This is a genomic window from Kitasatospora sp. NPDC029367 (assembly GCF_055569135.1).
The window spans coordinates 51565-75767 of record NZ_JBVHYH010000015.1; the positions used below are offsets into that span (position 1 = coordinate 51565).

The 24203-nt window shown below is 74.2% G+C and carries 24 protein-coding genes; 10 read left to right on the plus strand and 14 right to left on the minus strand.

All coding sequences use genetic code 11. From position 1 onward, the window contains the following. Positions 1 to 367: 367 nt before the first annotated feature. From ACZ4W5_RS11050 to ACZ4W5_RS11065, 4 genes are all read left to right on the plus strand, one after another. Positions 368 to 1642 (plus strand): SAV2148 family HEPN domain-containing protein, encoded by a 1275-nt coding sequence (locus tag ACZ4W5_RS11050; RefSeq protein ID WP_402482742.1) that lies wholly within the window; start codon positions 368 to 370, stop codon positions 1640 to 1642. 73 nt (positions 1643 to 1715) lie between these two features. Beyond that, positions 1716 to 2171, plus strand: a complete 456-nt coding sequence (locus ACZ4W5_RS11055; RefSeq protein ID WP_465653933.1) for a GNAT family N-acetyltransferase — start codon at positions 1716 to 1718, stop codon at positions 2169 to 2171. Between the two features lie 108 nt (positions 2172 to 2279). Beyond that, positions 2280 to 3038 carry an ABC transporter ATP-binding protein gene (locus tag ACZ4W5_RS11060; protein ID WP_360234701.1) on the plus strand — a complete coding sequence of 253 codons (759 nt, stop codon included), beginning with the start codon at positions 2280 to 2282 and terminating at the stop codon, positions 3036 to 3038. Continuing rightward, a complete protein-coding gene (locus ACZ4W5_RS11065) occupies positions 3035 to 4981 on the plus strand; it encodes an FtsX-like permease family protein (protein ID WP_465653934.1) in 1947 nt (648 codons plus the stop codon). The genes ACZ4W5_RS11060 and ACZ4W5_RS11065 overlap by 4 nt, the downstream gene beginning before the upstream one ends. An 82-nt stretch (positions 4982 to 5063) precedes the next feature. Here the strand turns inward: ACZ4W5_RS11065 and ACZ4W5_RS11070 are convergent, their stop codons facing one another. Then, the gene (locus ACZ4W5_RS11070; protein ID WP_360234707.1) at positions 5064 to 5486 is read right to left on the minus strand and encodes a type II toxin-antitoxin system VapC family toxin; all 423 of its coding nucleotides are present in this window, start codon (positions 5484 to 5486) and stop codon (positions 5064 to 5066) included. Continuing rightward, positions 5483 to 5758 carry a hypothetical protein gene (locus tag ACZ4W5_RS11075; RefSeq protein WP_360234710.1) on the minus strand — a complete coding sequence of 92 codons (276 nt, stop codon included), beginning with the start codon at positions 5756 to 5758 and terminating at the stop codon, positions 5483 to 5485. Before ACZ4W5_RS11075 ends, ACZ4W5_RS11070 begins: the two co-directional genes overlap by 4 nt. A 135-nt stretch (positions 5759 to 5893) precedes the next feature. On the opposite strand from ACZ4W5_RS11075, the gene ACZ4W5_RS11080 reads away from it, so the two are divergent. Together ACZ4W5_RS11080 and ACZ4W5_RS11085 are read left to right on the plus strand one after the other, a co-directional pair. Beyond that, the gene (locus ACZ4W5_RS11080) at positions 5894 to 6604 is read left to right on the plus strand and encodes an exonuclease domain-containing protein (RefSeq protein ID WP_402482759.1); all 711 of its coding nucleotides are present in this window, start codon (positions 5894 to 5896) and stop codon (positions 6602 to 6604) included. Next, positions 6601 to 7128: a GNAT family N-acetyltransferase gene (locus ACZ4W5_RS11085; RefSeq protein WP_360234716.1), complete on the plus strand. Its 528-nt coding sequence runs from the start codon at positions 6601 to 6603 to the stop codon at positions 7126 to 7128. Before ACZ4W5_RS11080 ends, ACZ4W5_RS11085 begins: the two co-directional genes overlap by 4 nt. Positions 7129 to 7143: 15 nt before the next feature. Here ACZ4W5_RS11085 and ACZ4W5_RS11090 read toward each other — a convergent pair whose 3' ends face one another. The 3 genes from ACZ4W5_RS11090 to ACZ4W5_RS11100 all read right to left on the minus strand — a co-directional run bounded on the left by ACZ4W5_RS11090 (position 7144) and on the right by ACZ4W5_RS11100 (position 10086). Further along, a complete protein-coding gene (locus ACZ4W5_RS11090) occupies positions 7144 to 7950 on the minus strand; it encodes a DUF1963 domain-containing protein (RefSeq protein WP_465653935.1) in 807 nt (268 codons plus the stop codon). Positions 7951 to 7993: 43 nt separating this feature from the next. Next, entirely contained in the window at positions 7994 to 9022 is a 1029-nt protein-coding gene (locus tag ACZ4W5_RS11095) for a polysaccharide deacetylase family protein (protein ID WP_465653936.1), read from the minus strand. Between the two features lie 170 nt (positions 9023 to 9192). Beyond that, positions 9193 to 10086 carry a phosphotransferase enzyme family protein gene (locus tag ACZ4W5_RS11100; protein ID WP_465653937.1) on the minus strand — a complete coding sequence of 298 codons (894 nt, stop codon included), beginning with the start codon at positions 10084 to 10086 and terminating at the stop codon, positions 9193 to 9195. Between the two features lie 478 nt (positions 10087 to 10564). Here ACZ4W5_RS11100 and ACZ4W5_RS11105 point away from each other — a divergent pair, with 478 nt between their 5' ends. From ACZ4W5_RS11105 to ACZ4W5_RS11120, 4 genes are all read left to right on the plus strand, one after another. Further along, a complete protein-coding gene (locus ACZ4W5_RS11105; protein WP_465653938.1) occupies positions 10565 to 12769 on the plus strand; it encodes an MMPL family transporter in 2205 nt (734 codons plus the stop codon). 339 nt (positions 12770 to 13108) lie between these two features. Continuing rightward, on the plus strand, positions 13109 to 13315 hold the full coding sequence (locus tag ACZ4W5_RS11110; RefSeq protein WP_360234731.1) for a cold-shock protein: 207 nt from the start codon (positions 13109 to 13111) through the stop codon (positions 13313 to 13315). Positions 13316 to 13486: 171 nt separating this feature from the next. Continuing rightward, positions 13487 to 15229, plus strand: a complete 1743-nt coding sequence (locus ACZ4W5_RS11115) for a DEAD/DEAH box helicase (protein WP_465653939.1) — start codon at positions 13487 to 13489, stop codon at positions 15227 to 15229. A gap of 270 nt (positions 15230 to 15499) precedes the next feature. Beyond that, the gene (locus tag ACZ4W5_RS11120) at positions 15500 to 16213 is read left to right on the plus strand and encodes a ricin-type beta-trefoil lectin domain protein (protein WP_465653940.1); all 714 of its coding nucleotides are present in this window, start codon (positions 15500 to 15502) and stop codon (positions 16211 to 16213) included. Between the two features lie 93 nt (positions 16214 to 16306). On the opposite strand, the gene ACZ4W5_RS11125 is transcribed toward ACZ4W5_RS11120, so the two are convergent. The 9 genes from ACZ4W5_RS11125 to ACZ4W5_RS11165 all read right to left on the minus strand — a co-directional run bounded on the left by ACZ4W5_RS11125 (position 16307) and on the right by ACZ4W5_RS11165 (position 24186). Continuing rightward, positions 16307 to 17053: a sirohydrochlorin chelatase gene (locus ACZ4W5_RS11125; RefSeq protein WP_465653941.1), complete on the minus strand. Its 747-nt coding sequence runs from the start codon at positions 17051 to 17053 to the stop codon at positions 16307 to 16309. Between the two features lie 11 nt (positions 17054 to 17064). Next, positions 17065 to 17979 carry an ABC transporter permease gene (locus ACZ4W5_RS11130; RefSeq protein WP_360234740.1) on the minus strand — a complete coding sequence of 305 codons (915 nt, stop codon included), beginning with the start codon at positions 17977 to 17979 and terminating at the stop codon, positions 17065 to 17067. Continuing rightward, a complete protein-coding gene (locus tag ACZ4W5_RS11135) occupies positions 17966 to 18769 on the minus strand; it encodes an ABC transporter ATP-binding protein (RefSeq protein ID WP_360234743.1) in 804 nt (267 codons plus the stop codon). Before ACZ4W5_RS11135 ends, ACZ4W5_RS11130 begins: the two co-directional genes overlap by 14 nt. A 176-nt stretch (positions 18770 to 18945) precedes the next feature. Continuing rightward, positions 18946 to 20115, minus strand: coding sequence for an aliphatic sulfonate ABC transporter substrate-binding protein (locus tag ACZ4W5_RS11140; RefSeq protein ID WP_360234746.1), 1170 nt, complete (start codon positions 20113 to 20115; stop codon positions 18946 to 18948). Between the two features lie 243 nt (positions 20116 to 20358). Further along, positions 20359 to 21687: a sulfate adenylyltransferase subunit 1 gene (locus ACZ4W5_RS11145; RefSeq protein ID WP_360234749.1), complete on the minus strand. Its 1329-nt coding sequence runs from the start codon at positions 21685 to 21687 to the stop codon at positions 20359 to 20361. Continuing rightward, positions 21687 to 22628 (minus strand): sulfate adenylyltransferase subunit CysD, encoded by a 942-nt coding sequence (cysD, locus tag ACZ4W5_RS11150; protein ID WP_465653942.1) that lies wholly within the window; start codon positions 22626 to 22628, stop codon positions 21687 to 21689. Before cysD ends, ACZ4W5_RS11145 begins: the two co-directional genes overlap by 1 nt. After that, positions 22625 to 23221 carry an adenylyl-sulfate kinase gene (cysC, locus tag ACZ4W5_RS11155; protein WP_402482790.1) on the minus strand — a complete coding sequence of 199 codons (597 nt, stop codon included), beginning with the start codon at positions 23219 to 23221 and terminating at the stop codon, positions 22625 to 22627. Before cysC ends, cysD begins: the two co-directional genes overlap by 4 nt. 100 nt (positions 23222 to 23321) lie before the next feature. Then, a complete protein-coding gene (locus ACZ4W5_RS11160; RefSeq protein ID WP_465653943.1) occupies positions 23322 to 24026 on the minus strand; it encodes a phosphoadenylyl-sulfate reductase in 705 nt (234 codons plus the stop codon). Next, complete coding sequence (locus ACZ4W5_RS11165; RefSeq protein WP_360234761.1) at positions 24004 to 24186, minus strand: eL43 family ribosomal protein; 183 nt, start codon at positions 24184 to 24186, stop codon at positions 24004 to 24006. The genes ACZ4W5_RS11160 and ACZ4W5_RS11165 overlap by 23 nt, the downstream gene beginning before the upstream one ends. Between the last annotated feature and the right edge of the window lie 17 nt (positions 24187 to 24203).

A 24203-nucleotide genomic window follows, 5' to 3' on the forward strand; every position in this document is an offset into this window, starting at 1 on the left:
AGGTGGTCCGGCCGGGCGGCCGGCCCGGACGCTCTCTTCCCGGCCGGGCGGCCGGGCATGTGCGGTCCTGACCGAGCCGTGACGCACGGCACAGCCCGCACACTCCCCGAGATACTCCCCGAGCCCTTCCCCGGCGGCCGGGAGGTACCGCCGGGGTTAGTCCGAACGGGTGTCCGGCGAGCATTCGTGTGAAGACTGTTGCCACCGGTGCGGGAGATGCACCGGAGGGCCCCTGGCCGATCCGGCTGCGGACGGCTCGCGGTGGGCAGTACCCTTGATCGTCCGGCCGCTCCGGCCGACCGGTGATTGTCAACGGCCCGTCAACGGCCCCCGCGCCCGCGGGGGTCAGCCGCAGATGAGGTGGCGCATGGTGTTCCCTGCTGGCGGCCGCGGCTCCGGGTCCGACGGCCCCGACCGGGGCGGCGCCCGCAGCGAGGCGCCCACGGTGGTCATGCGCCCCACCATGACCGGCCGCGCCCTCGTGCCCGCCCAGAGCGGCCCGGTCGAGGTCCCCGCGCTCGCCTGGTCGGCCGCCGAGTGGGAGGACTCCTACCAGCGGGTCCGGCTCTCCGGGCGCGCCTACGTCTGGCTCAACCTGGTCGAACAGCGGCTGCGCTCCCTGGTCGACGAGGTGCTGCACCCCATCTACGCCCCCGCCCACGGCGAGGACTGGGTCACCGCCGCGGCCGGCCCGGCCGGCGAGGAGTGGGCCCACCGGGCCGGCGCCGTGCGCGAGGTCAGCCGCCGCAAGGGCTACCTCCTCGACCCGGCCGACGACGACCCGCTGGTCTTCCTTACCCTGCCCCAGCTGCGCGAGCTGATGGTCCAGCACTGGCCCTGCTTCGAGCCCTACCTCGCCGACCGGCGCGAGATCGAACTCGCCCTGGACGAACTGGAAGTGGCCCGGCACGTGGTCTCCCGCAACCGGGTGCTCACCCAGACCGTGCTGGCCCAGACCGAGCGCGCCGCCGCCCGGCTGCTCGCCGTCCTCGACGGCGGCGCGGGCGGGGTGCCCGCCGACGTGGTGGAGTCGCTGGTCGCCGGACGCTACGCCGACGTGGTCGCCGTGCACGCCGACCGGGTCCGGCTGCAGCGCGACCTCCCGGTCGAGGACCTGCTCGACGGCGCCCGGCGGCTGGACGCGCTCGGCATCGGCCTCGGCATGCTCTGCCAGAACTACACCGGCAAGCGCCTGGTCCGCCTGGCCGGCGAGGGCTGCCGGGTGCGGCTGCTGTTCCTCAACCCGGCGAGCAGCGCGGTGCGCCGCCGCGAACGCGAACTCGGCCTGTCCCGGGGCGAGTTGTCCCGCGCCATTGAGATGAACATCATGCACGTGCGGCGGGTCCGGGCCCGGCTGCGGGACCAGGGCGGCTTCGAGATCAGGGTCTTCGACGAGACCCCGCGCTTCACCGCCTACCTGGTCGAGGGCCCCCGCCCCACCGGCCCGGTGGCCGGCCGCCGGGCCGGCCGCGACCTCGGCGTCATCCAGCCCTACCTGCGCCGCTCGCGCGGCATGGAGTCCCCGGCACTGATCCTGCGCGGCGGCGCCGGCCAGCAGCCGGGCGGGACCGAGCCGGGGCTGCTGGAGGTCTACCGCGAGGAGTTCGAGGGGGTCTGGGCGGACGCCCGGAACGTCTCCTGAGGGAGCGGCCCACGGCCCGCATCGTGAGACAACCGCTGGTGGAGGCGGTGCGCGCGCTGGAACACTGCGGTGCGTGAACAGCCTCCCCGCCTGGACCCTGGAACCCGCCGGGCCCAAGGACCTCGACCCGATCAGCGACCTCAAGGACCAGGTCATGCGCGCCGACCTGGAACGCCTCGGCCGCTGGGACCCGGAGCGCTCCCGCCGCCGGGTCCGGCACGCCTTCTCCACGCGGTACACCTCGGTCCTCCTGGTCGACGGCGCCTTCGGCGGCTCCGTCACCGTCCGCCCCGACGAACGCGGCGGGCGCCGGCTGGAGATGTTCTACCTGGCCCCCCACCTCCAGGGCCGCGGCCTCGGCAGCGCCGTGCTGCGCCACCTGCTCGCCGACGCCGACGCGGCCGGCGAGCCCGTGCACCTGACCGTCCTGCGGGGCAGCGCCGCCCAGCGGCTCTACGAACGGCACGGCTTCGAGGCCGTCGACGAGGACCCGATCGACGTCACCATGCACCGGGAGCCGGCCCGATGACCCCCGACGGAGCCGAGGCCCGCCGGCCGACCGGGGCCCCTCACTGCAGTAACGATTCACCCATCACCCCTGGTCGGGACGGGTGCGCCCGTGGTAGGTGTAAGCCCCGTGAAGATCACGGGGGATGACGGGGCCGTACTGCGCCTCGAAGACGTACACCGCACCTACGGCACCGGCCCGGAGGCCGTACGGGCACTCAGAGGGGTGGACGTCGGCTTCGGCCGCGGCACCTTCACCGCCGTCATGGGGCCCTCCGGCTCCGGCAAGAGCACCCTGCTGCAGTGCGGCGCCGGGCTCGACCGCCCCGACCGCGGCCGGGTCGTGCTGGACGGCACCGACCTCGCCGGGCTGACCGAGACCCAGCTGACCGTGCTGCGCCGACAGCAACTCGGCTTCGTCTTCCAGGCGTTCAACCTGGTCGGCTCGCTCACCGCCGAACAGAACGTCGGCCTGCCGCTGCGCCTGGCCGGGCGCCGCCCCGACCGCGCCGAGGTCCACCGGGCGCTCGCCCAGGTCGGCCTCGGCGAGCGGGCCGGCCACCTGCCCTCCCAGCTCTCCGGCGGCCAGCAGCAGCGCGTCGCCATCGCCCGCGCCCTGATCACCAGGCCCCGGATGCTGTTCGCCGACGAGCCCACCGGCGCCCTCGACAGCTCCAGCAGCCGCGACGTCCTCGCCCTGCTGCGCGACCTGGTCGACCGCGAGGGCCAGAGCACCGTCATGGTCACCCACGACCCCGTCGCCGCCGCCCACGCCGACCGGGTGCTCTTCCTCGCCGACGGCCGGATCGTCGACGACCTGCCCCGCCCGACCGCCCAGCAGGTCGCCGAGCGGATGACCGCCCTGGAGACGGCGGGGACGGCGGCATGACCTCGCTCGGGACCCTGCTGCCCGTCGCCGCCGCGAGCCTGCGCCGCCGCAAGGCCGCCTTCGCCGGCTCCTACGTCGCCCTCACCCTCGGCGTCACCCTGGTCGCCACCACCGGCAGCCTGCTCAACGAGACCGCCGGGGACGACTCCCCGCTCGGCGCGCCCTCGCTGCACAAGGTGCTCCAGTTCACCTCCGCGATGGCCGCCTTCGTCGCCGTCTTCGTGGTCGCCGGCACCTTCGCCTTCGCCGTCGCCCAGCGCCGCCAGGAGATCGCGATGCTGCGCGCCGTCGGCGCCACGCCCCGCCAGATCGTCCAGCTGATCACCGGCGAGGCCGCCGTCGTCGCCCTCGTCTCCGCCGTCAGCGGCTGCCTGCTCGCGCTGCCCGGCGCGCCCGCCCTCGCCTCCTGGCTGGTCGCCCGCGGCGCCGCCCCCGAGGGCTTCACCGCCCGGCCCGCCGTCGGACCGATGCTGCTGGCCGCCGCCGTCGGCCTGGCGGTCGCGCTGCTCGGCGCCGTCACCGCCGCCGTCCGCGCCGGGCGGGTGCGCGCCGTCGAGGCGCTCGGCGACGCCGCCGTCGACCGCAGGGTGATGACCGGGCCGCGCTGGGCCTTCGCCGTCCTCGGGCTGCTCGGCCTGGTCGGCGGCGTCGCCTACTACCTGTCCGCGGCCACCCTGCCGCCCGCCCCCGGCGACCAGCCGGACGACCCGCAGCTCGCCTCCCAGTGGGTGATGGGCGCCGACCTGGCCACCATCACCACCCTCGCCCTGTTCGCGCCCGTCGTCGTCCCGCTGCTGGTCCGGCTGCTCAGCGCCCCGCTCGCCCGGCTCACCGCCGCCGCCCCGCTGCTCGCCCGGCAGAACGCGCTCACCGCGGTGCGCCGCACCGTCTCCACCGCCACCCCGGCCTTCCTCACCATCGCGCTCGCCGGCACCATGGTCGGCTCCACCGCGGCCTTCGCCGAGGCCATGACCGCCCAGGGCCGGGCCACCGCCGCCGCCCGCTACGTGCTGCGCCCCGGCGCCGCCCCGCTGCCCGCCGACGCCGCCCACCGGCTCACCGCCGGCCGGCCCGACCTGCACGCCACCGCCACCACCTCCACCGTGGTCACCGGCCTCGGCGCCGACCGGCCCGCCTTCGACGACCACGGCGAGGACTCGCCCGCCAGCGCACCCTCCGCCGCCACCGTCGTCGACGGCGACCTCGCCACCGCCTGGACCCTGCCCGCCGTCGACGGCACCGCCGCCGACCTGCACGGCGCCACCCTCGCCGCCTCCACCGACCAGGCCCGCGGCCACGGCTGGAAGGTCGGCGACCAGGTCAACCTGCGCCTCGCCGACGGCACCGTCACCGGCCTGCGGCTCGCCCTCGTCTACCGCACCCAGCTCGGCCTGGACGAGGTCCTGCTCAGCGGCGACGCCGTCACCGGCCACCTGAACGGCGCCCGCCCCGGCGCCGTCCACCTCAGCGCCGAACCCGCCGACCGGCTCGGCGGCGTCCTCACCGACGCCCGCGACCCCGGCCCCGACCCGAACGCCCACTACGCCTGGATCGCCACCACCACCATCCTCGGTCCCGCCCTGCTCTACGCGCTGATCGCCATCGTCAACACCATGGTGATGAGCGCCGCCGACCGCCGCCGCGACTTCACCGTGCTGCGGCTGGCCGGGACGCTGCGCCGCCAGGTGCTGCAGATGGTCGCCCTGGAGGCCGCCCTGGTGGTGGCCACCGCCGCCGTCCTCGCCCTCGCCGCCACCGCGCTCACCCAGTACGGCACCACGGCCCTGCTCAACCACCGCATCCTGGCCGGGCAGGCGAGCGTCGCACTGCGGCTGCCCTGGCTGCCGCTGGCCGGCGGCGCGGCGCTCTGCCTGGTGCTCGCCGTGGCCTCCGGCGTGCTGTCCGGCCGGCTCGCGCTGAGCGGACGGGCAGCGGCCCGGTAGGCCTCACACCGGTCTACGGCCGGCGGAAGACCGGACTGCCCCGCCCGCATCCAGCGGCCGGGGCAGTCCGCATGAAGAACGCTCAGTACTCCCACGGATTCAGCACAGCCGCACCGGTGCGCGCCAAGTGCTTGACGTTGCGGCTGACAAGCGTCCATCCGTTCGCGAGGGCCGTGGCCGCGATCAGCGCGTCGGGCGGATCGATGCCGGCCCCGAGGCTCTTGAGCCGACGGTGGACGGCGAGGTAGGCGGAGGACTCCCGCTCGCCGATCACGGCGATCCGCCCCTGGTACTCAGCCCGGAGACCGTCGAGGACCCGATCGAGAACGGCCCGCCGCAGCGGATCAGGGGCTGCCGCCACGCCGGCCTCGATCTCCGCGATGGTGATGACACTGAGAAAGTGCTCGGTGGCCGGGACGGATCGGGCCCACTCGATGACCGCGGGAGCCGGCTTCGGTCGCGTCGTGAGCTCGGCGACCACGTTCGTGTCCAGCAGGTAGGTCACTCGGGGGCTTCCTCGTCGTCGTAGGAGCGAGCGCCGAACTCCAGGCCCTCGAGGGGCGTCGTCAGGAGGAAGTCCAGGAAGCCGTCGGTTCCCAGCGTTGCCCAGCGGTGCAGCATGGCGGGCAGCGCGTCGATGTCGGTATCGGCGAGCTCAGCGTCGAAGTGTTCGACCTGGTCCTCCGGCAGCGATCCGCGAATCTCTCTGATGGTCCGCAGCGGGTGGGACTCGTCGGGCCCGTGAGGGGGCACGGGCAGGTTCGGGGCGGTGCTCATGGTCGGCTCCTCCGTTCGGGTCCGGGGAACAGCGTAGGGCGACCGGGCCCTTGATCGGCTCCCCTGCCGGTCGGGTTGTCGGTGGGGCGGGTGATGATAGGGGCTGTTTCGCCGGAGGACGGAAGGACACACCTGATGAGCTGGTGGCAGCAGCCACTGGTCGGCTTCGACCTGGAGACCACGGGCACCGACCCGGCCGTGGACCGCATCGTCACGGCCGCGCTCGTGGACACCGTCGGCGCCGTCCGGGTGGAGGCCGCCAACTGGCTGCTCGATCCCGGGGTGCCGATCCCCGCCGAGGCCGAGGCCATCCACGGCATCGGCGACGCCCTGGCGCGCAGCAGGGGGCGGCAGGCCAAGGAGGCGGTCGAGGAGATAGCCGCGGCGCTCTGCGCGCGGATCGCGGACGGACGGCCGGTGGTCGCCTTCAACGCGCCCTTCGACCTCTCGCTGCTCGACGCCGAGCTGCGCCGCTACGGCCTGCCCGTGCTCGCCGAGCGCCTCGGCGCCCCGGTCGGGCCGGTGCTGGACGCACTGGTCATCGACCGGGCCGTCGACAAGTACCGCAAGGGCTCGCGCACCCTGCAGCGGGTCTGCGAGGTGTACGGGGTGGAGCTGACGGACGCCCACGAGGCGGGCAGCGACGCGCTGGCCGCCGTCCGGGTCGCCGTCGCCCTGGCCGGGCGCTACCCGGTCGAGGTGGGGGAGGTTGCCCCGGCCGAACTGCACCGGCGCCAGATCGACTGGTACCGGGACTGGGCCGAGGGCCTCCAGGCCTGGCTGCGCCGCGGCAAGGACCCGCACGCGGTGGTGGACCCGCGCTGGCCGTCCAGGCCCTCCGGATGACCGGCCCGGCCGACCCCGCACGCCGGGGCCAGCCCGCCCAGCCCGCCCAGCCCGCCCACTTCGTGCGCGCGGCGGGCCCGGCGGACCTGCCCGGCTTCCTCGCCCTCGCCGCCGAGGTCGAGCACTGGTTCGGCCCGATGGTGGCCGAGCCCGGCTTCCACCGCGCGGTGGAGAAGTCGATGGCCCGGGGCACCGCGACCGTCGCCGAGTCCACCGGGGGACTGCTCGGCGGCCTGCTGTTCGGCCCCGCGCAGGACGGGCCGCACCACCTGCACTGGCTGGTGGTGGCCGGCCGCGCCCGGGGCACCGGCGTCGGCCGGGCGCTGGTCGAGGACGCGCTGCGCCGCCACCACGTCCGCGCCCCGGCCGTCGTCGAGGTGGTCACCTTCGGCCCGGACCACCCCGGGGCGGTGGCCGGCGGCGCCCGGGTGTTCTACGAGCGGCTGGGCTTCACCCCGGCCGAGGCCGCGGCCCCCGGACCGGAGGGCGGCTCCCGGCAGGTCTACCGGCTGCACCTCGGCTGAGGCCCCGCCGCGGCCTCAGCCCTGGATGTCCAGCCCCACCGGGTGGGCCGGGTCCACCGGGCAGACGAACACGTGCAGTTCGCCGTGCCGGCCCAGGGACAGGTCCGGGTCCTCGCCGCTCTCCACCGTGAGCAGGAGCCTCATCCGGGCCCCGCAGTGGCAGTCGATCGGGATCAGGTCGGTGCAGTGCCAGGAGGGCCAGCCGCCCAGCTTCCAGCCGTCCGCCCGGCCGAGGTCCCGCTCGTATTCCAGGCCCTGTCGCTCGGCGAACTCCGCGACGGCGCGGGCGAGTTCACCGGGCAGTTCGTCCCGGTCGGGCAGGTCGAGGAGGTGTTCGGGGCGCACCGCGCAGGGGCGCGGCAGGTACTCCGGCGCGCTGTGGCGGGGCGGCGGGGGAGTGGCCGGGGCGAGGTCGGCGGCGCGCTGCCAGTGGAGTTCGACGGCGGGGCCGTAGTAGTAGCGCTCGCCCTGGATGTCGTCGTGGTCGTTGGGGCACCAGAGCACCTGGAGCAGGTCGGTGCCGGGCGGCCGGGGCAGGTGCGGGGCGTCCTCGGCGCGGATCCGGGCGAGCGGGACCAACGCCGTCGCAGCGGTGGGCGGTTCGGGCGCCCTGCGGGGGAGGACGTCCTCCTCCTCGGGGTGGCGCGCGGTGCAGTGCGGCCAGGGCTCGCCGGGCGGCCACTCGGCCGGGCCGCCGATCCGGCTCGCCGCGGGGTCGGCGGGGGCGCCGCCGGGGACGGCGTACGGGTGCAGCAGGGTGGCGGGCCGCAGGTGGCGGGCCAGCCCGGGGACGGCGGCGAGGAGGGCGGCGGTGTCGGTCACGGCCGCCCACCCTACGGGCCGCGGCCCAAAGGCCCCACGGGCCCTACGCGGCGGGGAAGTCGAAGGTGTACCCCTGGGCGACCAGCCAGGGCAGCAGCTGCTTGAGCGCGGCCACGGTCTGGCTGCGGTCGCCGCCGCCGTCGTGCATCAGGATCACGCCGCCGGGCTTGAGCTGGCTCTGCACGGTGGAGACGATCGCGGGCACGCCCGGGCGGGACCAGTCGCGGGGGTCGACGGACCAGCCGAGCGAGTCCATCCCGAGCCCGGCGGCGATGTGCTCGTTGTCGGCGGTGAAGCCGCCGCCCGGCGCGCGGAACCAGCTGACCCGGGTGCCCGGCCCGCCGGCCTTGACGATCATGTCGCGGGCGGCGGAGATCTCGTACACCGCCTTGTCGTGCGGGAGCTTCTCGAACGGCTGGGGGTGGTGGACGCTGTGGTCGCAGAGCCGGTGGCCCTCGGCCAGCACTCGCTTGACCAGGGCCGGGTTGGCGGCGGCGTTCTGGCCGATCTCGCAGAAGGTGGCCTTGACGTGGTACTGGGCGAGCAGGTCGAGGATCTGGCCGGTGGCCGGGCCGGGGCCGTCGTCGAAGGTGAGGGCGACGGTGCGGCCGCCGGAGGCGGTGGAGCCGATCACCTTGGTGGCCTGACCGGGTTGCGCGGGCGGCGCGGCGGGGGTGCCGGCGGGGGTGGTGCCGACGGGCGTGCCGGTGGCCGGGGCGTGGCCGGGGGTGGCCGCGGCGGTCGGGGTGCGCGGCTCGGCACCGGCCGGCGGAGCGGCCCGGCCGGGGCCGGCGGCGTCGGAGCCGGGGGTGGGGGCGATGGTGGCGGCCGCGGTGCCGGTCGGCTGCTGCGCGGCGGCGCCCGGAGTGGTGGCGCCCGGGGTGGTTGCGCCCGGAGCGGAGGCGCCCGGGGTGGAGGCGGTCGCGGTGGGCTGCAGCGCCCCGCTGGCGGTGCCGCACGCGGACAGTCCCAGCACGGCGGCCACGGCGACGCAGCCCGCGACGAGCCGTCGGCGGCCGGCGGCGGTGCGGGAGTCGGGGAGGGGGCTGCGACGGGTGGGGGTCCGGTGCATGGCGGCGGCTCCTGCGGGCGGGAAGGGGGCCGATCCCTCGGTCAGGATGACTGTGCGATAGGACGCCGATCGTACGTGTCCCGGTTGCGCGCCGGACCGTTCCGCCCTAAGAGTCTTCTCACACTCGCCCGGTTCGACGTCCGCCGCTCCCAGGAGGTAGCCGCCCGCCGTCAGAACGGGTACCAGCGCACCCCGGTGGCCCCCTCCCGGAGCGAGTCGACCCGGCGCCGGAACTCCGCGAGGGCCGCCGGGTTCCCGGCCGCCTGCTGGGCGACCCAGGAGGCGCTGGCGGTCTCCCGGGCCCCGCGCAGCACCGCGAAGCCGGACCAGTCGCGCACGTCCCGGCCGTAGGCCCCGGTGAACTCCAGGTAGTCCTCCTCGGGCACCCCGTAGCGGTCGTGGGCGAGCGCCAGGACCACCAGGTCGTGCTCGCGCAGGTCTCGGGAGAAGGTTTCCAGGTCGAGCAGCACCGGCCCGTCCGGTCCGACGTGGACGTTGCGCGGCAGCGCGTCGCCGTGGATCACCCCGGGCGCGAGCTCCGGCACCAGGCCGGGCAGGGCGGCCGCGAAGGCGTCCCGGCGCTCGCGGAGGAAGGCGACGTCCGCCGGGTCGACCTGTCCCTCGGCGGAGGCCAGCCAGCGCTCCACCGGGGCCAGCAGGTCGCGCCCGTCGAGCGGGAAGGGCGGCAGCGGCAGTGCGTGCAGGGCGCGCAGCAGCGGGGCGAGGTCGGCCGGGCGGGCCGGCCGGACGGCGGGGGCGAGCCGGTGCCAGAAGGTGACCGGGTGCCCGTCGGCCCGGTGCGGCCCGGCCTCGACCCGCTCGTACGGGCGGACCACCGGGATGCCCTGCCCGGCCAGCCAGTGCGCGACGGCCAGTTCGCGCCGGGCCCGGTCGTACAGTCCGGGGCCGCGGCCGACCTTGGCGACCACGGCCGGGTCGCCGAGGTCGAAGACGGCGTTCTCGCCGAGCGCGAGCAGCCGCGCCCCGTCGGGGGCGGGCAGTCCGGCGGCGGCGCAGGCCCCGGCGAGCAGCAGCCGGGCGCGGGCCTCGTCGAAGGGGATCATGGCTGGGCTCCGTTCCGCCGGTGTTCATCCGGGGGATCCCGGACGGTGATCATCATGACGCACGGAGCGGCCCGCCCCGCGGCCCCGGGCGAACGGGCCCCCGGGCGGGGGCGGCCCCCGGAGCGGGCCGCGCGGGCGTGGTGGGGGTTTTCCCTGGTTCCCTACCCCTAGGCCTCCTCCTCCGAGGTAGGGGGCGAACTCCACCCTGAGGGGGAGAAGGCTCCACCCGGAGCACGAGGCCAACGGCGCTGCGACCGGGAGAGACTGGGGCGGGGCCGGTTCGGGGCGGCCCCACAACGGGGGTTGGACCACGGGGGCTCCTTGCCGCACGGCGAGCACGTACTCGTAGGCTGACGCCCAGACCTACTTACCTGCCGACCGGCTAGTAGACGCCAAAGCGCGTCCGGCCCGGTCCTGCCGTCGCCCAGCGTCCCGTCCCCCAAGGGCTGCGGTGAACCATGCCCAGGAGGCATCGAGCATGTTCCACCGACTAGGACAATTCGCCGTACGCCGCGCGTGGTGGGTGATCGCCGCGTGGCTCGTCGCCATGGTCGCGATCTTCATATCCTCGCCCAAGGTGACCTCCCAGACGGACGAGGCGTCGTTCCTGCCCAAGCACTACGAGTCCATCCAGGCCGCCGAGGTGCAGGCCAAGGCCTTCCCGGCCGCCTTCACCCCGGACGCCCTCATCCTCTTCGAGCGCAACGACGGCGCCGCGCTCACCGACGCCGACACCAAGGCCATGGGCAAGCTGACCCAGGACCTGGCGGGCAAGAAGATCGACGGCGTCGAGGCGGTCAACCCGCCGGCCGAGAAGGTCGGCTACTCCGAGGACCGCAAGTACGCGATGGGCACCATCGCCATCGCCAAGGGCAAGCAGCAGGACCCGAAGGCGATCGCGGCCGTCGCCAAGGCGGTGCGCAACGACGGCAAGGACCTGGCGGGCCCCACCGGCCTCAAGTTCCAGCTCGGCGGCTCCGCCGCCCAGGCCCTGGACCAGCAGGAGTCCTCCAGCGACACCGAGGGCCTCATCACGATGGCCACCCTGGTGCTGGTCATCGTCATCGTCGGCATCATCTTCCGCAGCGTCCTGGCCGGCCTGCTGCCCATCCTGGTCTCGCTGATCATCGCCCTGCCGACCTCCATGGGTCTGATCAACTACGCCACCAAGGCCTTCGACCTCAAGAGCACGGACATCCTCACGCCGATCCTGATCGTCGTCGTGCTCGGTGTCGGCACCGACTACTTCCTCTTCCTCGCCTTCCGCTACCGCGAGCGGCTGCGGGCCGGTGAGGACCGCAAGGCCGCCGTCGTCAACGCCGTCGGCCGGGTCGGCGAGGCGATCGCCTCCGCCGCCGGCGCCGTCACCATCGCCTTCGCCGCGCTGATCCTCTCCAGCCTCGGCATGTTCCAGGCCCTCGGCCCGGCGCTGGCCATCGCGGTCGTCGTCACCGCCCTCGCCTCCGTCACCCTGGCCCCGGCCCTGCTCGCCGTCATCCCCGCCCGGGCCGTCTTCTGGCCCGGCAAGAAGTGGATGCGGGAGCCCAGTGACGCGCGCTTCACCGCGCTCGGCCGGGCCGTCGAGAAGCGCCCGGCGCTCACCGCCCTCGCCTCCGGCGGCGTCCTGGTCGCCCTGACCCTCGGCGCCCTGGGCTACAACGGCCTCTTCGACATGACCAGCGGCTCCATGCCCAAGGAGAAGGAGTCGATGGTCGTCCAGGACAAGATGTCCACCGCCTTCTCCAAGGGCGCCGCCTCCCCCAGCCAGGTCTTCCTGAGCAGCACCGACGGCAGGAAGCTCGACCCGGCCTCCTTCCAGGCCTACGCGGACAAGCTGCACGTCGCCGGTGTCGCCCAGGTGTTCCCGCCCACCCCCACCACCGCCACGAGCCAGAACAAGACCATCAGCGACGACGGCACCACGGCCCAGTTCACCGTGATGCTCAAGGACGAGCCCGCCAGCAACGAGGCCATCGCCACCGTCACCGAACTGCGCGCCGTCGCCCACGCCCAGGCCCCGGCCGGCACCGAGGCCAAGGTCGGCGGCCTCAGCTCGGTGTTCAAGGACATCAACCTGGCGATGACCCATGACTACAAGCTGGTCTTCCCGATCGCCGGGCTGCTCATCCTGCTCATCCTGGCGCTCCAGCTGCGCAGCGTGGTCGCCCCCTGGTACCTGATGGTCTCGGTCGGCCTCGGCTTCGGCGCCACCCTCGGCGCCGCCACGCTGCTCTTCCAGAAGATCGGCCACGAGACCGGCCTGATGTTCATGATGCCGATCCTGATCTACCTCTTCGTGGTGGCGATCGGGACCGACTACAACATCCTGATCATCGCCCGCCTGCGCGAGGAGGCCCGCGCGGGCCGCTCCCCGCGCGAGGCGGCCCGTGAGGCGCTGCGCCACGCCGGTCCGACCGTCGCGGCGGCGGGCTTCATCCTGGCGGCCTCGTTCGGGACCTTCATGCTCGCGGGCAACACCTTCATGATGGAGTTCGGCTTCGCGATGGCCTTCGGCATCGTGCTGGCGGCCTTCGTGATGGCGATGTTCTTCACCCCGGCGCTCACCGCGCTGATCGGCAACAAGGCCTGGTGGCCCGGCCACGGCGGTGACGCCCGTCCGGGTGAGGGCCACGCCCCGCTGGTCGGCAGCACCATGCCGCCGGAGCCGGTCGGCCGGCACTGACCCGAGGGCCCGGCGACGGGCCGGACGGCACTGACCCGACGGCCCGACGACGGGCCGGACGGCGGACGGCGCCCCGCTCCGGCGGGGCGCCGTCCCCTGTTTCCAGGGGGGCCAAACGTGATCTGTCGAGCAGAAAAGTCCCCGGTCAATCGGGGTGCGGCCGTGCTACAGTCGAGGCAGTTGCAGTTTTGGTTCCCATGAACGTGTGTGTGCGCCTGCTGGTACCAACCAACAGGCGCATTTGTTTTGTCCGGTGTTTCAGTCTCCGGATGGGGATCGCGGCTACTTGGGGATTCACGAGGTGTGAATCCCTGATGCCCCAAGTATGAGGAGACGGTTATGGCTACCGGCACCGTGAAGTGGTTCAACAGCGAAAAGGGCTTCGGCTTCATCGAGCAGGACGGCGGCGGCCCGGACGTCTTCGCCCACTACTCGAACATCCAGGCCCAGGGCTTCCGTGAGCTCGTCGAGGGTCAGCGCGTCGAGTTCGACGTCACCCAGGGCCAGAAGGGCCCGCAGGGCGAGAACATCCAGGTCATCGCCTGACGCCAGCCTCTGTGCTGACGCGCGATCCCCTGTGATCTCGTGAAGCGGGGGCCCGCACCGCTGGACGGTGCGGGCCCTCGTTCATGCCGCAGTACGGCCGGGGCGGCGCACTCCACTCAGACGGCCGACCAGTCCGCGACCGCGGGCTGCCGACCGACGGACGGAGAACCCGTGACCACCCCTGCCCGCACGCCCCGCGACCGAGGCGACCGCACCACCGACCGTTCCGCCGCGCGCACCGGCGACCGCACGGCCGAAGGCCGTACCGGCCGCCCCCGCCGCAGCGGCGACAACCCCGAGCGCGCCCGCCGCACCGGGGAGGGCGCCGACCGCGCCCGCAAGCCCCGGGGCCGCACCGGCGCCCCCAAGGCCACCCGCACCGCCGTGGCGGAGCCCGCCGACTTCACCGTCGTCGAGGGCACCCCGGCCCGGCCCCCGGCGGCCTCCTTCGGCGAGCTCGACCTGCCCAAGGCGATCCTGTCCGCGCTCACCCGCGAGGGCGTCACCGAGCCGTTCCCGATCCAGGCCGCCACCCTGCCCGACTCGATCGCCGGGCGCGACGTCCTCGGCCGCGGCCGCACCGGCTCCGGCAAGACCCTCGCCTTCGGCCTGCCGCTGCTCGCCCGCACCGCCGGGCGCCGCGCCGACTCCCGGCACCCGCTGGCGCTCGTCCTGGTGCCCACCCGCGAGCTCGCCCAGCAGGTCACCGACGCGCTCACCCCGTACGCCACCGCCGTCAACCTGCGGATCACCACCGTCGTCGGCGGCATGGGCATCAGCCGGCAGGCCAACGCGGTGCGCCGCGGCACCGAGGTCCTGGTCGCCACCCCCGGCCGGCTGGACGACCTGATCGGCCGCGGTGACGTCAACCTCTCCGACGTCGCCATCACGGTCCTCGACGAGGCCGACCAGATGGCCGACATGGGCTTCCTCCCGCAGGTCAGCCGACTGCTGGAGCAGGTCGCCGAGGGCGGGCAGCGGATGCTGTTCTCCGCCACCCTGGACCGCAACGTGGACCGGCTGGTCAAGCGCTTCCTGACCGACCCGGTCACCCACTCGGTCGACCCCTCGGCCGGCGCGGTCACCACCATGGACCACCACGTCCTGCAGCTGGAGCCCACCGACAAGGCCTCCGCCACCGCGCACATCGCCTCCCGCGACGGCCGGGTGATCATGTTCGTGCACACCAAGCACGGCGCCGACCGGCTCGCCAAGCAGCTGCGCGCCACCGGCGTGATGGCCGCCGCCCTGCACGGCGGCAAGTCCCAGCCGCAGCGCAACCGGGTCCTGGACCAGTTCCGCGAGGGCGAGGTCACCGCGCTGATCGCCACCAACGTGGCCGCCCGCGGCATCCACATCGACGGCCTCGACCTGGTCGTCAACGTCGACCCGCCGATCGACCACAAGGACTACCTGCACCGCGGCGGCCGCACCGCCCGGGCCGGCGAGTCCGGTACGGTCGTCACCCTCGTGCTGCCCGAGCAGCGCCGCGAGGTCAACCGGCTGATGACGGTCGCCGGGATCCGGCCGACCGTCACCAAGATCCGCCCCGGCGACGCCGAGCTGGCCCGGATCACCGGCGCCCGCACCCCCAGCGGCGTCGCGGTCGCGCTGGTCGTCCCGGCCGCCGCCCAGCCCGCGGCCCCGGCCGCCGCCGACGGCAAGGGCGCCGCCGGCAAGTCCGGCAACCCGCGCCGCCGCCCCGCCAAGCGCTCCGGGCTGCCCACCGACGTCGACATGAACGGCAACCCGCGCCGCCCGCGCCCCAAGCAGCGCCTCGGCGCCGCCGCCCAGGGCGAGCGGCCGCAGGCCGCCGGGTTCATCGGGCGCTCCTCCGGCCGGGCCCGGCCGGGCAGCGGCTCCCAGTCCGGCGCCAACTACGGGACCGGGCGCCAGCGCCGCAAGTTCGACTGACGGCCGTCCCGGCCCCGGTTCCACCGAACGGGCCCCGTGCTCCCCTGCGAGGGGGAGCACGGGGCCCGTTCCGCGTTCCCGGGGCGTCCGAGCGACCGCCGATCCGAACAGCTGGCGTGAATCCGTCGAAGCTCGCCTTGAACGAGAGCTTGACGGGGGCCCGGCGAACCCACGATTCTTCTACCCGGCCCACACAACTGCCGCACCGTCACCACCAGTGCGCAGAAGTCGAGTTGACGCGATCCGCCGACCGGAAGGACCACCGTCCCGATGCGCCGAACCTCCGCCCTGCTGACCACCGCCCTGCTCGCCGGGGCCGCCGCCCTGGCCACGCCCGCCACCTCCGCCCAGGCCGCGCCCTCCTGCGGTGCCTACGTCGCGGGCTGGAACGCGATCGGCAACTGCAGCGGCCTCGACCCGATGCAGACCTGGACCGTCACCGCCACCTGTTACTACTGGAACTCCACCCACACCGTGCAGTTCACCCGCCCCGCGATCGGCGGCGTGGGGATCGGGGACGGCAGCGTCTCCGCGGCCTGCGGCGTCGGCGACAGCGTCATGTTCCCGCGGGTCCTCCTGGGCGCCACCCCGCCGGCCGGCCCGACCGGCCAGATCACCGGCTACGCCGACAAGTGCGTCGACGTGAAGGGCGCCAACCTCGGCAACGGCACTCCCGTCCAGATCTACGACTGCAACGGCTCCCTGGCGCAGAAGTGGCGGATCGGCGTCGACGGCACCGTTCGCGCCCTCGGCAAGTGCATGGACGTCGCCGGCGGCGGCACCGCCAACCACACCCTGGTCCAGCTCTACGACTGCAACGGCACCGGCGCCCAGCAGTGGCAGGCCCGCGCCGACGGCTCGCTCTACAACCCGCAGTCCGGCCGCTGCCTGGACGACCTCGGCTTCGCCACCAACAACGGCAACCAGCTCGGCATCTGGGACTGCAACGGCGCCGCCAACCAGAAGTGGAACCTGCCGGCCTGACGCACCAGCACCGGAGCCAGGTCCGGCGCCCGCACCCCCGTCGGGCGGCGGACCTCCCTCGCGGGACCGGGCGCCGGGCCACCCTGGGACGGCTCAGGCGGTCAGGGCCGGGACGGCTGCCGCCTCCCGGCGGGCCCGGTCGTAGCGTTCCAGCAGCAGTGCGGCGAGCTCCGGGGCCGCGCCGAGGACGTCGGCGACCAGGTCCGCGCCCTCCGCGGCCGCCGCGATGCGGTCCGGCAGCAGGCCCGGGGCCAGCAGGTACGGGGCGACGGCCGTCCGCTCGGCGCCGGTCGCGCGCAGGGCGGCGAGGGCGTCGGGCACGCGCGGGCCGGCCGCCGAGGCGTAGGCGACCTCGACGGCGGCCCAGCCGCGGGTGCGCCGCCACTCGGCGGCGACCCGGCGGGTGGCCGCGTCGGCGGCCGGGTCGGAGGAGCCGGCCGCGGCCAGCACCACGCCCGTACCGGCGCGGACCGCCGCCGAGCTGATGTCGAGCCCGGCCCCGGCCAGCCGGCGGTCCAGGGCGGCGAGCAGCAGCGGGGAGGGGCCCAGCACCTCGGCGACGGGCAGCCCGGCGCCGGTCGCGCGCAACGCGGCGGGGATGTCGTGCTTGGCGTGGAAGGCCCGGTTGAGCAGCAGCGGGACGGCCACCGCGTCCGCCGGCCGTCCGAACCGTCCGGACCGGCCGACCACTTGGGGGATCCGCGGCGCGCAGTGGTCCAGGTAGGCGGTGGCGACCTCCAGGGCGGGCCGCTGCGCCCGCACCTCCCGGACCAGCGCGGCCACGGTCGCGGCGTGCCGCGGGTCACGGCTGCCGTGGGCGATGAGCAGGAGGGCGGGCACCGGCGGCCGCCTCACTTGCCGGAGGCCAGCAGGCCGCGGTTGCGCAGCACCCGGCGCTCGACCGGGGTGAAGACGAGCAGCTCGATGGCGATGCCGACGAACAGGATCAGGATGATGCCGAGCAGCACCCCGGACATGTCGGAGAACTCGCGCTGGTCCTCCAGGAACCGGCCCAGGCCCCGGCCGAGGTCGGGGGAGGAGGCGACCAGCTCGGCGGCCATCAGCGAACGCCAGGAGAACGCCCAGCCCTGCTTGAGGCCGGCCAGGTAGCCGGGCAGCGCGGCGGGGATGAGCACGTGCCGGGCGCCGGTCAGGCCGGTGGCGCCGATGGTGCGCCCGGCCCGCAGGAACAGCGGCGGGACCTGGTCGATGCCGGCCACCAGCCCGTTGGCGATGGACGGGACGGCGCCCAGCAGGATCACCGCGTACATCATCTGGTCGTTGATGCCGAGCCAGATGACCGCGGCCGGCACCCAGGCGACCGAGGGCAGCGACTGGAGGCCCTGGAGGACCGGGCCGATCGCTGTGCGCACCGGCTTGACCCGGGCGACGACCAGGCCGATCGGGGTGCCGATCACGACGGCGAGCAGGAAGCCCGACAGGCCGCGCCAGACGCTGGTCCAGATGATCGAGAACAGCGTGCCCTGGTACCAGAGGTCCTGGAGGGAGTGCCAGACGTCCGCGGGGCTGGGCAGCTTGTACGAGGAGGTGACGTGCAGGCTGTACGCGCCCTGCCACAGCGCCAGCACCACCAGCACGCCGATCAGCGGCGGCAGGGCCTTGGAGCGCAGCACCTCGCCGAGCGAGCTGCGCTGGGCGGTGACGGAGTCGAGGGCGTCCAGGCCGGCGCCGACGTCGGCGCTGTCGGCGGCGCCGACGGGGGCGTTCTTGTCCAGGACGACGGGAGCGGTGTCAGTGCTGGCCATGGCGACGGATCTCCCCACGCAGTTCTTCGGTGATCTCGATGGACAGGTCGGCGACGCCGGAGGACTCGATGCGGCGCGGCTGCGGCAGGTCGATCCGCCACTCCCGGGCGACCCGGCCGGGGCGGGAGGAGAGCAGGACCACGCGCTGGGCCAGCCGCACCGCCTCGCGCACGTTGTGGGTGACGAACAGGACGGACAGCTGCCGTTCGGCCCAGATCCGGGTGATCTCGTCGTGCAGGACGTCCCGGGTGATGGCGTCGAGGGCGGCGAACGGCTCGTCCATCAGCAGCACCTTGCTGCCCTGGGCGAGGGCGCGGGCCATCGCGACGCGCTGGCGCATGCCACCGGACAGCTCGTGCACCCGCTTGCCGTACGCGCCGTTCAGGCGGACGAGTTCGAGCAGGCGCTCGGCCTCGGCGCGCCGCTCGGGGCGGGGGACGCCGGCCAGCTTGAGGGCCAGTTCGATGTTCCGGCCGGCGGTGAGCCAGGGGAACAGGGCGTGTTCCTGGAACATCAGGGCGGGGCGGCCGCCGGGCACCTCGATGCTGCCGCGGGTGGGCTCGTCGAGGCCGGCGACCAGGTTGAGCAGGGTGGACTTGCCGCAGCCCGAGGCGCCGAGCAGGGTGACGAACTCGCCGGGCGCGACGTCGAGGGTGATGTCGTCCAGCACGTGGGTGGCGGCGCCCGGGCGGCCGAAGGACTTGTGCACGTGCGAGATCCGGACGGCGGGCGTCGCGCCGGTGGCGTCGGCGCGGGGGGCGTCCGCCGAGGTGGTCAGTGCCGGGGTCATCCGGGCACCTCCTGCGTGAGTGGTCTGGCAAGGCTGGCGAGGGCTGCGAAGCGGGGGGCCGGGTCCGGCCCCGCCCGGCCCGGTGGGCATCGATCGGGGATCGACCGGGCGGGCGGGGGCCGGACCGCGGATCTGGGTGGCGCCGGTTGCGTGGCGCCGGGTTGCTTGGCGCCGGGTTACTTGGCGCCGAGGCCGGCGTCCGCCACCGGGGCCTGGCCCTTGGCCGCGAGGACCTTGTTCAGCAGGGTGAGGTCGTAGATGCCGTTCAGGTTGGGCTTCTTGAGGAGCCCGGCGGTGACGGCGTGGTCGGCCTCGGCCTGCAGGGTGTTCGCCAGCGGGTCGTCCAGGAAGTCGATGTCGGACCAGGCCGGGTCGAGGACGGCCGACTCCAGGGAGTTGCCGGCCTCCTTCTTGATCGCCTCGTTGGCGTCGGCCTTGGCCTTGTCGGGGTTGGCCTTGATGAAGGCGTTGGTGTTCACCGAACCGCGCAGCACGGCCTCCACCACGTCCGGGTGCTCCTTGAGGAACTTCTGCGAGACGATGATGTTGGTGATCACGAACTTCTTGTCCGGCCAGACGTCCTTCTCGTTGAGCAGGACCTTCGCGCCGAGGGTGACCAGCTTGGAGGCGGTGGGCTCGGGCACCCAGGCGCCGTCGATGGAGCCCTGCTTGTAGGCGTCGGGGGTGACCTTGTTGTCGGTGCGCACCACCGAGACGTCGCCCGCGCCGGACGCCGCGTCCACCTTGTAGCCCTTGCCGGCCAGGTAGTTGAGCAGCGCCACGTCCTGGGTGTTGCCCAGCTGCGGGGTGGCGATCTTCTTGCCCTTGAGGTCGTCCAGCGAGCCGACCTTGTCCGGGTTGACCACCAGCTTGACCCCGCCGGAGGCCGAACCGCCGATGATCTTCAAGGACTTGCCGTCGGACTTGGTGTAGCCGTTGATCGCCGGGGAGGGGCCGATCCAGCCGATGTCGATCGATCCGGCGTTGAGCGCCTCGATCTCCGCCGGGCCCGCGTTGAAGACCTGGGTCTTCACCTGGGTGGCGCCCAACTCCTTCTGGAATATGCCTTCCTGGAGTCCGACCAGCGGGGTGCCGTGGGTCAGGTTGGCGAAGTAGCCGATCTTCACCGTGTCCGCGGTGAGCTTGGGGCCGGACGCCGAACTCCCCACGGTGGCCGCGGTGTCGGCCTTGTTGTCGGCCTTGGAGCCGTAGCTGCAGGCCGACAGCAGGGCGACGGCGGTCAGGCCGGCGGCGGCAGCAGCCGCCGCGCGTCTGATCCGGCCGGCGTTCGGGCGGGTGGGCCGATGGGAGGGGGTGCGGTGCGAGGATGCCTGGTGCGGTGCCATGGTGGTGGGTCCTGTTCGCGGACGGACCGTCAGGAGGCGGTCCCGGGCGGACGGTTGGAAGGTGGCGCTTGCGGCAGTGGGTGTGCCGGGCAAGCCGGGCGGCCGTGGGGAGCGGCCCGGTGACGGGGCGTTCTCAGCCCCGTCGGCCCGCACATCGGGTCAAGCCGCCCTGGCCGCTGCCGAGGACGCCGCTGCCGATGCGGCCGCCTTCCTTGTCCATGCCCGAGAACGCCTCGCTGGGCATCAGACCCAGTCCTCCTCTTCGGGCGCGCCGGGCGCGCCGTCGGTGCGTACGGTGGCGAAGGCCTCGCCCGCCATGCCGGCGGTGAGGGTGGTGCCGTCGGCCGGGTCGATCAGCAGGAACGAGCCGGTCCGGCGGTTGTCGGTGTAGTCGTCGAGGGCCAGCGGCTCGGCGGTGCGCAGCTTCACGTGGCCGATGTCGTTGACGTTCAACCCCTCGGCGCCGGAGCGCTGTTCGAGGCTGTCGATGTCGATCCGGTAGGAGATCTCCTTGACGAGGGCGCGGACGGTGCGGGTGGTGTGCTTGAGCAGCACCTTGTCCCCGGCGCGCAGCGGCCGCTCGTTGAGGTGGCTGACGGTGGCCTCGACGTCCTTGGTGGGGGCGGGGGAGGCCCCGGCGGCGATGAGGTCGCCGCGGGAGATGTCGAGGTCGTCGGCGAGCCGGACGGTGACCGACTGCGGGGCCCAGGCCAGGTCGGCCGGGCGGCCGAGCGCGTCGATGGCGGCGACGGTGGTGGTCAGGCCGGAGGGCAGCACGGTGACGGGGTCGCCGACCCGCAGCACGCCGGAGGCCAGCTGGCCCGCGTAGCCGCGGTAGTCGGGGTGTTCCTCGGTCTGCGGGCGGATCACGTACTGGACCGGGAAGCGGGCGGGCTCCGCGCCGGGGTCGCTGCCGACCGGGACGGTCTCCAGGTGCTCCAGCAGGGTCGGGCCGCCGTACCAGTCCATGTGCGCGGACGGTTCGACGACGTTGTCCCCGGCGAGGGCGGAGATCGGGACGGCGAGGACGTCGCCCACGCCGAGGGAGGCGGCGTAGGCGGTGAACTCGGCGGCGATCGCGGCGAAGACCGGCTCGGCGTAGTCGACCAGGTCCATCTTGTTGACGGCCAGGACGACGTGCGGCACCCGCAGCAGGGCGGCGACGGCGGCGTGCCGGCGGGTCTGCTCGACCACGCCGTTGCGGGCGTCGACCAGGACGACGGCGAGCTCGGCGGTGGAGGCGCCGGTCACCATGTTGCGGGTGTACTGCACGTGCCCCGGGGTGTCGGCGAGGATGAACCGCCGCCGGGGGGTGGCGAAGTAGCGGTAGGCGACGTCGATGGTGATGCCCTGCTCGCGCTCGGCCCGCAGGCCGTCGGTGAGCAGGGCGAGGTCGGGCGCCTCCTGGCCGCGGCCCAGGGAGACGCGTTCGACGGCCTCCAGCTGGTCGGCGAGCACCGACTTGGAGTCGTGCAGCAGGCGGCCGACCAGGGTGGACTTGCCGTCGTCGACGGAGCCGGCGGTGGCGAAGCGCAGCAGCGAGGTGGCGCTGGTCTCGACGGTCGTGCTCATTAGAAGTACCCCTCGCGCTTGCGGTCTTCCATCGCGGCCTCGGACAGCTTGTCGTCGGCACGGGTGGCGCCGCGCTCGGTGAGGCGGCTGGCGGCGATCTCGGCGATCACGGCCTCGATGGTGGTGGCGTCGGAGTCGACGGCGCCGGTGCAGGACATGTCGCCGACGGTGCGGTAGCGCACCAGCCGCCGCTCGACGGGCTCGCCGTCCTTGGGGCCGCCCCAGGCGCCAGCGGTCAGCCACATGCCGCCCCGGGAGAAGACGTCCCGCTCGTGCGCGTAGTAGATCTCGGGGAGGTCGATGCCCTCGCGCTCGATGTACTGCCAGACGTCCAGCTCGGTCCAGTTGGACAGCGGGAAGACCCGCACGTGCTCGCCGACGGCGTGCCGCCCGTTGTACAGCGACCACAGCTCGGGGCGCTGGCGGCGCGGGTCCCAGGCGCCGAACTCGTCGCGCAGGGAGAAGACGCGCTCCTTGGCGCGGGCCTTCTCCTCGTCCCGGCGCCCGCCGCCGAACACCGCGTCGAAACGGTTCTTCTCGATGGCGTCGAGCAGCGGGACGGTCTGCAGCGGGTTGCGGGTGCCGTCCGGGCGCTCGCGCAGCCGTCCGTCGTCGATGAAGTCCTGGACGTGGGCGACGTGCAGGCGCAAGGAGTGCTCGGCGACGACGCGGTCGCGGTATGCCAGCACCTCGGGGAAGTTGTGACCGGTGTCGACGTGCAGCAGGGAGAAGGGGACGGCGGCCGGTGCGAAGGCCTTGAGCGCCAGGTGCAGCATCAGGATGGAGTCCTTGCCGCCGGAGAACAGGATCACCGGGCGCTCGAACTCCCCCGCGACCTCGCGGAAGATGTGCACCGACTCGGCCTCCAGCGCGTCCAGGTGGGACAGCGCGAAGGGGGAGTCGTCGTGGGCACGGACCGGGCTGTCGGTCGCGGTGGTCATGCGAGACCCCTCTCGGTCAGGAAGGCGTGCAGCTCGGCGGCGGACTCGGCGACCGCGCGGCCCTGCGTCTGCAGGCGCAGCTCGGGCTTCTCGGGGGCCTCGTACGGGTCGTCCACACCGGTCAGGCCGGAGATCTCACCGGCCGCCTGCTTCGCGTACAGGCCCTTGACGTCCCGCTCGGCGCACAGCTCGACCGGGGTGGCGACGTGGATCTCCAGGAACTCGGTGCCGGCCGCGGCGTGCCGCTCGCGCACCGCGGTGCGGGAGTCGGCGAACGGGGCGATCACCGGGGCGAGCACCTTGACGCCGTTGGCGGCGAGCTTCTCGGCGACGAAGCCGATCCGGGTGACGTTGGTGTGCCGGTCCTCGCGGGAGAAGCCGAGGCCCTTGGAGAGGAACTCGCGGATCTCGTCGCCGTCCAGCACCTCGACCTTGTGGCCCTCGGCGCGCAGCCGCTCGGCCAGCGCGAAGGCCAGGGTGGTCTTGCCCGCGCTCGGCAGCCCGGTCAGCCACACGGTGGCGCCGCGCTCGCAGGGGGCGGCCGCGGGGGCCGCCTCTGCGGCTCCGTCGGCGGCCGGGGTGTGAGCTGTCACGGTTCTTTCCTTACGCGGTGGTTGACGAACGGTCGGGGGCGGGGGCTCGGGAGCGGGGGTCTCAGGAGCGGGGGCTCAGGAGTGGGGCGGGGGCGGGGGCTCAGAGGTGGATGCCGCACTCGGTCTTGCCGGAGCCGGACCAGCGGCCGGCCCGGGCGTCCTCGCCCTCGGCCGGCTTACGGGTGCAGGACAGCGGCGAGCAGCCGATGGACGTGTAGCCCTCCCACAGCAGCGGGTTGAGCAGCACGCCGTTCGCGGCGACGTAGGCGTCCACGTCCTCCTGCGTCCAGCGGGCGATCGGGGCGATCTTGACCTTGCGGCGCTTCGGGTCCCAGGAGACCACCGGCGTGTTCGCCCGGGTCGGGGACTCGTCGCGGCGCAGCCCGGTGGCCCACGCGTCGTAGCCGGCGAGGCCGCGGTTGAGCGGCTCCACCTTGCGCAGCGCGCAGCACAGGTCCGGGTCGCGGTCGTGCAGCCGTGGCCCGTGCTCGGCGTCCTGCTCGGCCACCGTCCTCAGCGGGGTGAGCGTGATGACGTTGACCGGCATGGTCGCGGCGACCGCGTCCCTGGTCCCGATGGTCTCCGGGAAGTGGTAGCCGGTGTCCAGGAACACCACGTCCACCCTGGGGAACACCGAGGACGCGAGGTGGGCGACCACCGCGTCCTCCATCGAGGAGGTGACGCAGAACCGACTGCCGAAGGTGTCGGCGGCCCAGCGCAGCACCTCCTGCGGCGTGGCCTCCTCCAGCTCGCGGCCGGCCCGGGCGGCGAGCTCCGCGTGGTCAGGCGTGGTGCGGTTGGTCATGTGACGCACCCCCGTGGGTCGGTGACAGCAGGCCGAGGAACTTCAACTGGAAGGCGCGGCGGCAGCCGTGGCACTCCCAGGCGCCGTGGCCGGCCTCGGACGGGCGCAGGTCCTCGTCCCCGCAGTACGGGCAGAAGAACGGTGCGGCTCGCTCACTCATTGCCCACCTCGCTGCGC

Coding starts and splice junctions, on each gene's coding strand:
- ACZ4W5_RS11050 (WP_402482742.1), top strand. CDS start 368: ATGGTGTTCCCTGCTGGCGGCCGCGGCTCCGGGTCCGACGGCCCCGAC.
- ACZ4W5_RS11065 (WP_465653934.1), top strand. CDS start 3,035: ATGACCTCGCTCGGGACCCTGCTGCCCGTCGCCGCCGCGAGCCTGCGC.
- ACZ4W5_RS11075 (WP_360234710.1), bottom strand. CDS start 5,758: ATGAGCACCGCCCCGAACCTGCCCGTGCCCCCTCACGGGCCCGACGAG.
- ACZ4W5_RS11080 (WP_402482759.1), top strand. CDS start 5,894: ATGAGCTGGTGGCAGCAGCCACTGGTCGGCTTCGACCTGGAGACCACG.
- ACZ4W5_RS11085 (WP_360234716.1), top strand. CDS start 6,601: ATGACCGGCCCGGCCGACCCCGCACGCCGGGGCCAGCCCGCCCAGCCC.
- ACZ4W5_RS11095 (WP_465653936.1), bottom strand. CDS start 9,022: ATGCACCGGACCCCCACCCGTCGCAGCCCCCTCCCCGACTCCCGCACC.
- ACZ4W5_RS11100 (WP_465653937.1), bottom strand. CDS start 10,086: ATGATCCCCTTCGACGAGGCCCGCGCCCGGCTGCTGCTCGCCGGGGCC.
- ACZ4W5_RS11105 (WP_465653938.1), top strand. CDS start 10,565: ATGTTCCACCGACTAGGACAATTCGCCGTACGCCGCGCGTGGTGGGTG.
- ACZ4W5_RS11110 (WP_360234731.1), top strand. CDS start 13,109: ATGGCTACCGGCACCGTGAAGTGGTTCAACAGCGAAAAGGGCTTCGGC.
- ACZ4W5_RS11120 (WP_465653940.1), top strand. CDS start 15,500: ATGCGCCGAACCTCCGCCCTGCTGACCACCGCCCTGCTCGCCGGGGCC.
- ACZ4W5_RS11130 (WP_360234740.1), bottom strand. CDS start 17,979: ATGGCCAGCACTGACACCGCTCCCGTCGTCCTGGACAAGAACGCCCCC.
- ACZ4W5_RS11135 (WP_360234743.1), bottom strand. CDS start 18,769: ATGACCCCGGCACTGACCACCTCGGCGGACGCCCCCCGCGCCGACGCC.
- ACZ4W5_RS11140 (WP_360234746.1), bottom strand. CDS start 20,115: ATGGCACCGCACCAGGCATCCTCGCACCGCACCCCCTCCCATCGGCCC.
- ACZ4W5_RS11145 (WP_360234749.1), bottom strand. CDS start 21,687: ATGAGCACGACCGTCGAGACCAGCGCCACCTCGCTGCTGCGCTTCGCC.
- cysD (WP_465653942.1), bottom strand. CDS start 22,628: ATGACCACCGCGACCGACAGCCCGGTCCGTGCCCACGACGACTCCCCC.
- ACZ4W5_RS11160 (WP_465653943.1), bottom strand. CDS start 24,026: ATGACCAACCGCACCACGCCTGACCACGCGGAGCTCGCCGCCCGGGCC.
- ACZ4W5_RS11165 (WP_360234761.1), bottom strand. CDS start 24,186: ATGAGTGAGCGAGCCGCACCGTTCTTCTGCCCGTACTGCGGGGACGAG.